Here is an 11,812-nt window from a genome sequence, read left to right on the forward strand (position 1 = left end):
GGCGCTGCAAGTCCTCGCTTCGCTGACTTGACTCGCTCGCTCGGTAAGGATTGCAGCTGCCGCGGCCCAGTGGGACCTTCGCTCTGTTGCGGAAGGGTTCGCTTCGCTCACCCTTCGAAGCCGAGCGGGTGGAGTGCATCAAAAGAGAATCTGGCTAGAGTCTGGGTCCTTCGCGCCCCCCTCCCCCGCTCCTGACACGGCGTCACCCGTCCCGCTGACGGCACCCCTTCGGACCCCCAAGCCCTGCCCAACTCGCAAGACGGAAAAGGGTCCCACAAGGGAGAATCAGGGTACCGCAAACGGCTCCGCCATAGCCGTTCATCACCCGCTGCCAGAGCGCCCCCACCCCGCTCCCTCCACGCGGCCGCTCACGGCCCGTTGAGGGATTCGGCTCGTGACGCTCGGCGTCGCGGCCTAGGCTCGCCTGTGACTGCCTCTCAGGCGCGCACACGCGCAGCGTGAGCGCGCCACCCGCTGTGCTGGCGTTCCGCGCCAGCCCCGGCCGCCAGGCCGTGGGAAAAGGGGCTCAGCGCAGCGCCCCAGAATCCCGATCGCGCGTCGGCCACCAGCCCCACCCACCACCCCATTTCTTCCTTCTTCTCTCTTCTTTTTTCGGTGGGTCAGGTGCAGGGGACGGCAAGCGGAGGGATGTCGGCATGCTTACCGGTGTCTCGCATGGGGTTTGACCTGCGGGAATCGTTTGCTGTTACGGGGAGTGATGCAGCCTCAGGTGCAGGGTGTGTGGCAGCGTCTGCCGCAGCGGGCTGGGCAGGGTGTTGGCGGAAATCCGGGCAACGCAGTGTTGCCAAAGGGTTGGACAAGGTCCGAGACTTAGGTATTATGGAACATGTCAGAGGGTGGCACCCCCCGACACCGCCGAAACATCGTCAAACGGAAGGCGTACACGTGGAGATCGTGATCACTGAGGGCAAGGTTCGTTCGGAGACGACGGGCCCGGACACTCCGTCCGCCAAGCGCGCCCGTACCGTCGCCAACTTCCTTCCCCGCCCCGAGCTGCTCACGGGCGCGACGATCGTGCACAACCTCGATGAGAACTACACCGGAATTCGGTTCGAGACGAACGCCGGACCGGTCGTCGTGATGATGCCGGTCGCGGCCGGATTCGAATTCACTGTCGTTCACGAGTCCGAGACCGGTAGCCGGATTCTCGGCAGCATCAAGGGTCAGACGCTCGCGGCTCGCGCCATCGCGTACCGCATCTCTGAATTCCTCAGGCTCAAGAGTCTCAAGTAGCAATCGCGATGGTGCCGCCCGGAACTCACCCCGGGCGGCATCACGGGCCGAGTCATCCACGCAGCACGAGGAGTGATCACATGACCAGCCACACCACGCACGGTGCGCCGATCGCGCGCCATCTGCCCCGCCGGCCGACCGGTGGCGAGAAGGACCAAATGGACATGGCGTTTTGGGCCGCGCTCGACCGCGCCGCGCCGCTGCCCCTCACGGCCGCGTCCAAGCCGCGCCGCCGCACCGTCGAAATCGCTCGGGCGATCTTCACCCTTGGTTGGATCGCCGGAGCGCGGAACGGCAGCACCGGGGCCGCTCTGGAGAACGTGCCCCTGCCGACACAGGTAGTTGGGGACGCGTTCGCCGCGCTGGACAACGCCCTGCCGGACGAGCAGGAGAGTACGCCGAGGCTGTTGCAGCAGGTCAGCTATCACGGCTCGATCGAGAGTAAGCACGGCCGGTACTGGGTGACGGAGATTCAGCAGGAGGCCCCCAGCACGGGCGGCGAGACGTCGGCCCACTACACGCTCAGCGTGTGGACCGGCCACCGCTTCCAAATCGTGGTGAGCAACGTCAACCCGAAGAGCGTCACGGGACTGCCTGTGTTCTTCCAGCGCGTCTACGGAACGCGGACGCCGCGCTAGGGAGCACCGGGGGTGGGGCATGCCGAGGTAATTCGGTTGCCCCACCCCGAAGATTCGGTATTATGGAACATGTCGAGGGCAAGCCCCGACACCGCCGAGAGATCGTCAACCCCGAGGGGAAACAACATGACCCAGCAGTACGCCCAGCGCACCGCCGTCCGCACCAACGCGGAGGGCGCCCGGAACGCCACCCTGGAAGACCTGGCAACAATCCTCCAGACCCAGCAGGAAAGGAAGCTCGACGTCATCGCCCCCGCGTCCGCGCTGGACATGCGGGATGGCAACCTGGTGATCCGGGGCGTTGAGCCGCACATTCAGCCGACCGGAGTCGTCAACGTCGATGGCACCTACCGCCCGACCGACGTCGCAGACGAGGGTTTCGCCGACAAGCTGAAGATCCCCACCCAGTACCTGCGTCGCCTGCGCGCCGAGCACCTGCCGCTGTACGACCTGAACGTGAACGGGTGGCTGGAGCAGGAGCCGGAGCGCCGTTTCCTGGTGCGCGCGCTGCGCAGCGACGCCGCCGCGCCGGGTGGAGAGCCCGGCGAGGGAGTCGCCCGCGCTTTCCTGTCGGACAGCTACCGCCTGATCGATAACTTTGATCTGCTGCTGGCCGCGCTGGACGGCATCCGGCAGTCGGGGCACGCCGCGCAGGTCACCGGGTGCGATCTGACCGACCGCCGCATGTACGTCCGCGTCGAGTCCGACGAAGTCGCCGTTCAGGCACGCGAGCTGCTCAAGGGATACCGCTCCCCCTACACCGGGCAGACCGGTGACGAACTCCCGCTGATCTCGGCCGGTTTCGTCATCCGGAACAGCGAAGTCGGAGCGGGCGCGTTCACGATCACGCCGCGCGCGGTCGTGCAGGTGTGCACCAACGGCCTGACCATGACCGAAGACGTCATGCGGGAAGTCCACCTTGGCGGGAAGCAGGATGACGGCGTCATCCAGTGGTCCGGCGCCACGCAGAGCAAGGTTCTGGAGCTCATCACCGCCAAGACCACGGACGCGGTACGTACATTCCTCTCCCGCGACTTCGTGGAAGGCAAGCTTCGGGGGATCGAGGCCGCCGCTGGTCGCCCGGTCGCCAACCCGACGCAGACCATCGAGCACGTCACCAAGAAGCTGAACATCAGCGGCCCGGTGAAGGACCGCATCCTTGCCCATTTCATCCAGGGCAGGCAGATCACGGCCGGAGGCGTAATGCAGGCCATCACCGCCGCCGCGCAGCAGATCCCCAACGCGGATGCGTCGTACGACCTTGAGGCACTTGCGCTGCCTGCGCTGCGAGCCGCAGCCGCGTACGCCGCCTAAACCCCCCGCTCCCCTACGGGGGCCCGGGTGGGCCCGACCCCGCGCCCCACGGGGTCGGGCCCACCCGGGGCACGCCGAGCGCCCCCGACCCCCCGCCGCTAACCGGCGGGGCGCCGTCCCTGCCGAGCAGGGCGAGCGCAGGGAGAGTCCCCGCCCCCCTTCACGGCCCGCCGCTCGGCAGTCGAGAACTGCCGACGCTCCCCACCCCTCACGCCCCCGCCGGCCAGAAAGGCAGCCGCGCCATGCCCATGCACCGCGCACTAATCCGCCCCAGCGACCAAGCCATATCCGCCGCGCACAAGCGCGCCCACCGCGCACTCACCTGCATTCTCGCGGCCCTCGGTACCGGCACGCACACCCTGAACTATGTAGCCCAGGACTCCGACGGGCAATTTGCCACCGTGGCCGCGTCCATCACCCTGCCCCCGGGCCCCACCCGCCTGGAGGCAGACCCCGACGACGTCCGCCGCATCCTCGCCGCGCTCACATTCGCCATCGAGGGCAGCTGTGTGAACCGCGCCGTACTCGTCGCCACCACACAGATGCAGCCCCAACCGCGCGCATGCGGATGGAGCGTCCGGGACGGCTGGCTGCACCCCATGCCGACCGCCGAACTCCAGCAGGCATTGGCCCCCTGCCCCGGCACACCCGGGCCTGCGCGCGAGACCTACGCCGCACCCGCCCTCAACGCGCCGCCCAGGCCAGCCCCTGCCCACGCGACCGAGCACCCTCGAACGTGAAAGGCACTCCCGTGAAGCTTGTGATCACCCCGCAGGCGCAGTTGACCATGACGACGAACCGACTGTCTGAGCCCCGTAGCGTGCTGGACACGGATCGGAAGATCATCGGTTACAGCGTCCAGACTCCGGCCGGAGCGTTCGATCTCGTCACGCTGGACGGCCGGTACGTGGTCCGCTCCTACCGCACGCGCAGTCCAGTGACGGGGTTTGCTCGGAAGCATGCTCCGACCCTGGTTCCGGTCGAGGACACCGTGGTACCGGTCCTCTGCCCCAAGCGTGGTTGCAACGGTGGGCTTCGGTTCACCTCTACCCCGTCATACCAGTGCGAGCGATGCAAGCACCTGACGACGGATGCCCATGCGGAGGGGTGGGAGCGGAAACAGGATCTGACGCACTCTCACCGGATCTTTCACTTGCGCCGCGGTACAAGGGTGGCCGAGACGCTTCTGTGAACGACCCGGACGCGTCGGGCGGGGACAGCGTCAGGCCGATCACCGATCGATCGGCGCTGCCCCCCGGGCCGCTGCCCCGCGTCCGCAGCGGCCCGGCGCGCTGAGCGGGGTTCCGCGACGAATTCGCCCAGTTCTATCGGCGCAAGTTCAACCACTTCCTATGCGCCGGCCGCTGGGCCACCCGCACGGAGGTCTGCCACCCCCCTCCCCCAACCGAGCATCCTCACGCCAAGGAGGCGCACTCGTGTTCAGCCTTTCGACCGCATCCGGAACTGTCCGCATCACCGCCGCCGAGCCCGACGACACCGGCGCAGTCCGCTACACCCTCGCCGGAGCCGTCAGCGGAACCGTGCACGCCGTCGCCACCCACCACCCCTCCCAATGGGACGAGTTCACCGCAGTACGCGTCAGCCTCGGAGCCGCCAACAGCATGGACGAGTTCCCCGCCGAGCCGTTGCCGCGCGTCCGCAGCGGACGCCGCGCTTACCACGGCAGCATCATGCGCCTGCTGAACGAGCCCGCCGACAGCGAATGGGGCTGGAGACTCACCCCCTGCGGCATCCAGGACACCGAGGACCGCGACGCTCCCCCCAAGTCCGCCCACACCCTCGAAACCGTCATGCGCGCCTGCGCCAGCAACTACGCCGCCCGCCCCGACCTCCCGCGACTGTTCGACGTGGCCCGACGACGCGAGACACCGAAGCTCCGCGCATGGCTCGCCGAATTCATCCCATCCGACGAACGCGACATGCGCCGCAGCGAGCAGCAAGCGGAGCAGTACCGCCAGGCCGCGCGCCAGGTCACCGCCGCCTGGTGGCAGGCCGCCCGCTGGTACGCCGCCCAGCCGAGCCCGCTGCTCGCCCTGGTGCTCGCCCCCACCCGCGAAAGCCTCGCCCACCGCGCCAACTATCTGCCGCAGTGGGCCGAGATCCACGACGAGTCCGCCCAGTTCTACCGCCGCAGGCTCAACCACGACCGCACCATGGCCGACGCATTGCGCCGTCCGCGCCGGAGGTCTGCCGCCCCCGCACCCACTGCTGTGTAGAGCCTCGCCACCGTCGACTGTTCCGGCGTCCCGGTACGTGCCCGGACCGCCCCCTGCCCGGCAGCAGCGGCCGGCCGCTCTCCGACCGGCCGCTGCTGCCCCGCTCCACCCGCACGCCTTGACCACAACCGCCGCACTCCAGCCCGTACGGAGACCCGATGGACCGCACCTTGACCCTCGCCCGCCGCGCCAACGGATGGACGTCCAGCGCCCAAGTCGCCGCCATGGCCACCGCTCACGACCATGAGCAGCAGTGCGACAACTGCGGCAAGCCCGGCGCCAGTGTCCTGACCGACGACGGATGGCAGGGCACCGTCCAGAGCTGCCCCGAGTCGGACCGCCTGCGACACATCGAGGAGGAACAGCGCCGCGCCGACCGCGCGCGAGCGACCGAAGCCGACCCGAGGCCACTCACGCCCGAGGACCAGGCCCTACTTGCCGCCGAGGCCTACGACTGGCTCGCCGCCCGTCCTCGAGTCCACGACCAGTCCGCATGCATCGGCCCAGTCGACGTCGAGGACATGCGGATTCCGAGGGGTGAGGAGCCGCCGACTGGCACCACGCTGTGTATCGCGGCAGCCGTCTGTCATCTCGCCGGATACGAACTGCGGGCCGACCCGGTCGCACGCGCCTACCGGATGAGCGTTCCCATCCCCCACCTGGCTGCGTGGCTCCTCGCCCTCACCGAGGATCAGCCGCACGCCCTGTTGAACAGTCTCGACAATGCCGCCGCCATGGCCCGACTCGCCACGCTCGCCCGCCGCCAGTAGAAGCCGCCCCGTTCCCGAAGGGAGAGCCATGCAACACCCTGCCACCGGCCCAAAATCCGCCGCCGCCAACCCACCGGCCACCCGCCCGGCAGGACGGGCGAGCGACCGGACAGAATCGGCCCTCCAGTACCCCGACGGTTCCGTCATCTGGCAAACGCGTTCCCCCGCACTGCCGCTCACCGTGGAGCGCACCACCTACGACGCGAGCGGACGACACCGCAGGCTGCTGTGTACGGGGGTCGATGGGCAGCGCGTCTACGCGGCACCGCACCACGTCGTGATCAGCGATCCAGCGCAGCGACCCACAGCCGTCCGGCTCGACTCCAGCGCGCGGGAGTTGACCGCGGCGATTCGGCGGCACACCGCGGACTGCCGGTCCTGCTGCGAGGAAGCGGTGTTCTGGGGAACGGCGCGCCGCTGCCTGCTGGGCAAACGGCTGGTCGACGAACTCGGGGCACTGCTGCACTACCGCGACAACGTCGCGAAGTGGCTGGAGGGAAAGCCCGTCGACCCCACCGTCCTGCGCCGAGGCCAGGGGGTAACAGTGCGGGGCTGGCACTACGACGCCCACCTCCGCTGCCACACCCGACAGGCCGAATTCGTCGGACGGTTCGTCGAAGCTGACCATCACGGCTATCTGATCGTCCGCGAAATGGAGCACCTGACCACGGCCGCGTACCGCGCCGTGCACGTCTTCCACGCCCCCTAGTCCGTCGACGACCCCCGGCACGCGGGCCGGGCAAAGGCCCGGCCCGACTGCCGAGGCCGGTCGTTCAGCGTCCCCGCCCTTCTCCGGCCCGGTCACCGCCTGGTGCTGGCACCAGGCGCCAGCACCAGGCCGGAGATCAGTCCCCTTCTCGTACCCTCCGACAGGAGACCGACATGTCTGCCCTGACCCGTGCACTCGCCGACCAGATCGCCGCAGAGCTCGGCGCCAACTGCCGCACAGAGCCCACCGACGACCCCGCAACGCTGCGCATCATCGACGACGAGGGGCGCGCGATCCTGCTGCACCATGACGTGGCCAAGCCGTCCCGCCTGACCATCAGCGCCCAGCTCCCCACGGCAGCGGATGACCACGGCGTTGCCATCAAACCGATCACTGTCTCTGCCACCCTGCCCGCCGGCCACGCGGCGGCACACATCCGTCGCCGCCTCATGCCCGCGCACGCCCAAGCGTTGGCCGAACTCGCTTCACGCGTCGCTGACCGGGCACCGGCGCCGCCCGTAGAGGGCGGACCCTCCGTCCTGTCGTCACAGGTCGTCCAGCGCGCTGCCGTCGCGCTGCATGAAATCGCCCCGGCCCACTGCCCCGGGGAGGCAGCCGGGTGGGTCATCGGTACGGGGAGCGGCCGCGCGCGGCCGCTGCTCGCGGCGTGGTGGCAGTCCGCCAGGAGCACGGAGCCGACGAGCGCCGAAGAGGCCATGGCGCCGTTTCTCGCTGACGCGCTGCGCCGCGCAGGTCTGTCCACCACCGAACCGTGCACGGAGCGAAGGGTGTTCTTCGCCGTGTCGCCCGTGGGAGCCGACGAGCCGCGCCATGTAGTCGGCCCCGCCCGCGATCGGCCCGGTGCCTGGGAGTTGGTCGACGGCTGCACCGGCGCTAGGGTGCGCAGTCTCGTCGACCGCGAACGCGCCGGAGAGCTGGCCGAGGAGCTTGACCGCGAAGCTCTAATGCAGTCCGCCTCGGGGTGGGCATCCCTCTATCTGCCGGGACTGGGTACGGAGGAGGTGCAGGACCCACGCTTGCGGGCAGTCGCCGTCGACCTGGCCAGGGGTGGCCATATGGCGTACGGGACGGGCGCAATGGGTCACACGGAGGTGCCCGGGTTCCTGGTTCTGGCCCGTTCCGAGTGTCCGCATGAGGCGCGGGTGCACTGGCTGTTGGAGCCGCGGGATGGTGTCTGGCCCGGTGGGCGGCGGGACGCACCGCCCGCTGTCGTCGAGCGCCGCAATCAGGACCTGACCGAGTACGCCCGCTGCCTGACTGCACCAAGCCGCAAGGTCTCCGTCTCGTCCGAGGGATGTGTGCGCGTGGAGTTCACCGACGCGAGCGCTGACCCGTCGCGGAGCTGACCGGGAGTGGGGCGACCCGGAGATAAATCAGTTGCACCCACCCCACAGGTTAGGGATTATGGAACATGTCGCACGGTTCACCGAAACGCCCCCCGAGGAGAGCCGACATGCTCCAGCCCCTTTTCCGCGCCCTGCGCCGCACCCCGGCCGCCGCCGCCTTCCTGGTCGCCGGACGGCCGCCCGCGCCGCCCACCCACCTGCCACCGGTCGCCAGGACCGCCCTGCCCACAGCGACCGGCGAGGAAGCGGTCAGCTACAACCGGGCGCGCAAAGCCCTGCCGATCGCCCTCCACATGCTCCAAAACGGCGCCACTGTGGGCCACGCCGAGACCGAGCAGCAGATCGACGCGGCTGCGTACGCGCTCGGCTGGGACGAAATCTCCGACCAGACCCGAGCTGCCGTCCGCGCCAACCTCGGCGTACTCGAACGACACCCCGACATCTCCCTGCGGCCCTGACCCCGCAATCCCGCAGCCATGCCCAGAGGGGCCGGACACCCCGGCCCCTCCCATTCCCCCGCACCCCGCCGCGTTGCTGTCGCGGCACGGTTCGCCCTACCCGGTTTTCTGGAGGCCACCTTGATCACCATCACGCACACCCACGCGGACGGCACACTCGCCGACGGCACCACGATGGGCGACGGCGCCGGCGACATCCTCACCGCGAACGGCTTCCGCTGGATGCGCTCACTGGAGATGTGGGGCATTGCCAACTCCCGTGACCAGGCCGCCCGCCGTCGCAGAATCCACCGCGCCGCCGACCAGCTGCGGGCCGCCGGATTCGGCGTCGAGACCTCCATAGACGACACCCCGCGCGACTACGAAACCGTTCAGCGGGCCCAGCACGAGCGGTTGGAGGGGCGCCGTTCAGCCATTGCTGACCGCAGCCAGCGCCTGGCATCCACATCGGACGCGCTGCTTCGCCGCTCAGACGCTCTCGTGGGAGACATCCCGATGGGACAGCCGTCCAAGCCCGGCAAGCGCGGGCAGTGGCTGAACCGGTCCAAGCAGAATGCCGCCGCAGCATTGATCCGCGCCGGAGAGCTCGGCCACGAAGCCAACCGCCAGGCCGAGCGGGTGCGCGCCTCAGTCGACCGGGAGGAGAGCCGCAAAAGCGCCGAAGTCATAGCCCGGCGCGTCGTGCGGCTGGAGGCCGAACTACGCACGATCGAGCGGAGCCTGAACGGCGAGGGTATGTGGGACGGCAAGCCCGCATCCGGCCTGCACGCCGAGGAGCTCGCCGTACAGCGGCAGGTCATCGACATCCAGTTGGCCGGAGACCGCAGGGTCCTGGAGGAAGCCAGCGCCGCAGGCGCCTTCGGACAGTGGACGAAGCAGAACCTGCACCCCGGAGATCTACTGCGCATCAAAGGGGACTGGCGCAAGCTGGTGCGCCCCAACCCCAAGTCGGTGTCCGTAGACACCGGGTACTCGTGGGTGGACCGGTACGGGTACGAGCAGATCACCAGCGTCCGATGCCCGCACCAGGCGTCAGGCGACGAGGGTAAGCCGTCCTGACAGGCGCAGCACCGTGCGCCCCGCCGGCGGACGGTACGTCCGAACGTAATTCGGTTGCCCCACTCCCGAACTTCGGTATTATGGAACATGTCGCCGGATCGTTTGCTCCGGTTCCCGGGGGTGAGATCCACAGCCACTCCCGATGAAAGCCCGTTGCAGCCCGGCCGGACGCACCCGCGTCCGGCCGACCCGAACGGCTCCCAACTCCCTTGCGAGGTTCCCGTGCCCGTTTCACCCAACAAGCCCAGCAAGCGCGCCGCCCGCGCCGCGCTCTCCCACTTCTACCGCCCCGCCGACGTCGCCGCCGACCTGGCCAACATCGGCCCGGTCGACCTGTGGCAGGACCTCGCCGCCGACCCCAGCAGCCGACTGGCCGGGTACCGGCCGGAGGAAGAACTGTCCGCTGCGCGACTGACGGCCGATTTCGTCATCCCCGGTGACGCCGAATGGCCCGCCGCTCTGGATGCACTCGGCGACGCCTGCCCCCTCGGGCTATGGGTCCGGGGTTCGGGCGACCTCGCCGATCTGTCCGCCCACGCTGTCGCTGTGACCGGGCGGCGCAACTCCAGCGCCAGCGGCACCGCCACTGCCGCGCAGCTGACGCGCGAGCTGATCGACGCCGGACGCACCGTCACTTCCGCCCTGTCGTACGGCATCGACACCGCAGCCCAGCACGCGGCGCACGCCGTACCCGCCCCGACCGTGGCCGTGCTCCCCTGCGGGCTGGACAGCTGCCACCCCCACAACCAGACCGAGCTACTCCACAGCGTCGTGAACCGGGGCGGAGTGGCCGTCAGCGCCTATCGGCCCGGAACTCCCGCCAGCAGGAACACGCTGGCCGCGACCGCGCAGCTCCTCGCCGCGCTGGCGGGGGCCGTCGTCCTGGTGGAGCCCGCGCCCGATCCCAGCACCGTGCCGCTGGAAGCCGCCCAGGCAGCACACCGGATGGGCCGACCGGTTCTCCTCCTGAACTCGGCCGACATCGACGCAGCCGCTGGGCACGCCCGCCGCGCGACGCGTGGACGCGGCGGACGTCGCCGACCTGGTACGGCAGGCGAGGCCGCCCAGCTCCTTGAGTCCGTCCAGGCGCACCGGGCCGCCAGCACCGCCGACGTCATCGCGGCCCTCACCTGAACCTCTCTCACAGGGCTGCCCCGCACGCCCCGTCATCAAGCCCCCGGCCGGGCGCGCTCCGCGCCCGGCCCCGTTCATCACGGCCTGGCCGCCTTGCGGCTGGCCGACGTCTCAAGGAGGCATCCCATGAAGGTCACCGACGAAGTCATGCAGATTCTGGACCGCTCGCAGACCAAGGACAGCGCGTTGTTCCTCCCCAGCGAGCAACTGGGGCGGTCCACCTATCTCGCCGTGAACCAGGTGCTCGCGGCGGCGGGCGGCACCTGGAACCGCAAGGCTCGGGCGCACCTGTTCCCGGGCGACGCGGCGGAGGCGATCGAGCCGATCCTCATGACGGGTGAGGTGGTACGCGCGCAGGACTTCGGATACTTCCCCACCCCCACTCCCGTCGTGGAGGAGATGCTGTCGCTCGCCGAACTGGAGGCCGGGCACCTGGTGCTGGAGCCTTCCGCCGGGCGCGGCGCCATCGCGCACCGCGTCGCGGAGTTCTGCTCGGTCAATTGCATCGAGCTCCTGGAGGAGAACGCCAAGGCCCTCACCGCCGCCGGGCTGGTGCGCAGTGTGGAGGTGGGCGACTTCCTGGAGATTGACCCGGAGCCCCGCTACGACCGGGTGCTGATGAACCCGCCTTTCGCCAAGCAGGCCGACATCGCCCATGTGCGGCACGCGTTGAAGTTCCTGCGCCCCGGCGGGCTGCTGGTCTCCGTCATGAGCGCCGGAGTCACCTTCCGCAGCAACCGGGCCACGGCCGACTTCCGCGACTTGGTCGACGAGCTCGGAGGCACCATCACGCGGTTGCCTGACGACGCATTCAAGGAGTCCGGCACCGGGGTGCGCACGGTCCTGGTGGCCATCGTCGTGTGACGTGGACC

General features: G+C 69.5%; 13 protein-coding genes. All 13 read left to right on the forward strand.

Annotated elements, in window-relative coordinates:
* Positions 1–906: 906 nt before the first annotated feature.
* The 13 genes from SLUN_RS00005 to SLUN_RS00060 all read left to right on the forward strand — a co-directional run bounded on the left by SLUN_RS00005 (position 907) and on the right by SLUN_RS00060 (position 11,804).
* Positions 907–1,254: a hypothetical protein gene (locus SLUN_RS00005; RefSeq protein WP_108146582.1), complete on the forward strand. Its 348-nt coding sequence runs from the start codon at positions 907–909 to the stop codon at positions 1,252–1,254.
* Between the two features lie 80 nt (positions 1,255–1,334).
* Positions 1,335–1,892: a hypothetical protein gene (locus SLUN_RS00010; protein ID WP_108146583.1), complete on the forward strand. Its 558-nt coding sequence runs from the start codon at positions 1,335–1,337 to the stop codon at positions 1,890–1,892.
* A 12-nt stretch (positions 1,893–1,904) separates the two neighbouring features.
* Positions 1,905–3,206, forward strand: a complete 1,302-nt coding sequence (locus SLUN_RS00015) for a DUF932 domain-containing protein (protein WP_257153610.1) — start codon at positions 1,905–1,907, stop codon at positions 3,204–3,206.
* Positions 3,207–3,448: 242 nt separating this feature from the next.
* Entirely contained in the window at positions 3,449–3,946 is a 498-nt protein-coding gene (locus SLUN_RS00020) for a hypothetical protein (RefSeq protein ID WP_108146585.1), read from the forward strand.
* 11 nt (positions 3,947–3,957) lie between these two features.
* Entirely contained in the window at positions 3,958–4,398 is a 441-nt protein-coding gene (locus SLUN_RS39095) for a hypothetical protein (protein ID WP_159100073.1), read from the forward strand.
* A 244-nt stretch (positions 4,399–4,642) separates the two neighbouring features.
* Positions 4,643–5,443, forward strand: a complete 801-nt coding sequence (locus SLUN_RS00025) for a hypothetical protein (protein ID WP_108146586.1) — start codon at positions 4,643–4,645, stop codon at positions 5,441–5,443.
* A 158-nt stretch (positions 5,444–5,601) separates the two neighbouring features.
* Positions 5,602–6,213 carry a hypothetical protein gene (locus tag SLUN_RS00030; protein ID WP_108146587.1) on the forward strand — a complete coding sequence of 204 codons (612 nt, stop codon included), beginning with the start codon at positions 5,602–5,604 and terminating at the stop codon, positions 6,211–6,213.
* A gap of 28 nt (positions 6,214–6,241) precedes the next feature.
* On the forward strand, positions 6,242–6,922 hold the full coding sequence (locus SLUN_RS00035; protein WP_108146588.1) for a hypothetical protein: 681 nt from the start codon (positions 6,242–6,244) through the stop codon (positions 6,920–6,922).
* Positions 6,923–7,095: 173 nt separating this feature from the next.
* The gene (locus SLUN_RS00040; RefSeq protein WP_108146589.1) at positions 7,096–8,289 is read left to right on the forward strand and encodes a hypothetical protein; all 1,194 of its coding nucleotides are present in this window, start codon (positions 7,096–7,098) and stop codon (positions 8,287–8,289) included.
* Positions 8,290–8,396: 107 nt separating this feature from the next.
* A complete protein-coding gene (locus SLUN_RS00045) occupies positions 8,397–8,747 on the forward strand; it encodes a hypothetical protein (RefSeq protein WP_108146590.1) in 351 nt (116 codons plus the stop codon).
* A gap of 120 nt (positions 8,748–8,867) precedes the next feature.
* Positions 8,868–9,806 (forward strand): DUF3560 domain-containing protein, encoded by a 939-nt coding sequence (locus SLUN_RS00050; protein WP_159100074.1) that lies wholly within the window; start codon positions 8,868–8,870, stop codon positions 9,804–9,806.
* A 222-nt stretch (positions 9,807–10,028) separates the two neighbouring features.
* Positions 10,029–10,940 (forward strand): DNA-processing protein DprA, encoded by a 912-nt coding sequence (locus tag SLUN_RS00055; RefSeq protein ID WP_159100075.1) that lies wholly within the window; start codon positions 10,029–10,031, stop codon positions 10,938–10,940.
* Positions 10,941–11,066: 126 nt separating this feature from the next.
* Positions 11,067–11,804 (forward strand): methyltransferase, encoded by a 738-nt coding sequence (locus tag SLUN_RS00060; protein WP_108146593.1) that lies wholly within the window; start codon positions 11,067–11,069, stop codon positions 11,802–11,804.
* Positions 11,805–11,812 lie beyond the last annotated feature (8 nt).

The sequence above is a fragment of the Streptomyces lunaelactis genome, assembly GCF_003054555.1.
GTDB classification, from domain to species: Bacteria; Actinomycetota; Actinomycetes; order Streptomycetales; family Streptomycetaceae; genus Streptomyces; species Streptomyces lunaelactis.

Coding starts and splice junctions, on each gene's coding strand:
- SLUN_RS00010 (WP_108146583.1), top strand. CDS start 1,335: ATGACCAGCCACACCACGCACGGTGCGCCGATCGCGCGCCATCTGCCC.
- SLUN_RS00020 (WP_108146585.1), top strand. CDS start 3,449: ATGCCCATGCACCGCGCACTAATCCGCCCCAGCGACCAAGCCATATCC.
- SLUN_RS00030 (WP_108146587.1), top strand. CDS start 5,602: ATGGACCGCACCTTGACCCTCGCCCGCCGCGCCAACGGATGGACGTCC.
- SLUN_RS00035 (WP_108146588.1), top strand. CDS start 6,242: ATGCAACACCCTGCCACCGGCCCAAAATCCGCCGCCGCCAACCCACCG.
- SLUN_RS00040 (WP_108146589.1), top strand. CDS start 7,096: ATGTCTGCCCTGACCCGTGCACTCGCCGACCAGATCGCCGCAGAGCTC.
- SLUN_RS00045 (WP_108146590.1), top strand. CDS start 8,397: ATGCTCCAGCCCCTTTTCCGCGCCCTGCGCCGCACCCCGGCCGCCGCC.
- SLUN_RS00060 (WP_108146593.1), top strand. CDS start 11,067: ATGAAGGTCACCGACGAAGTCATGCAGATTCTGGACCGCTCGCAGACC.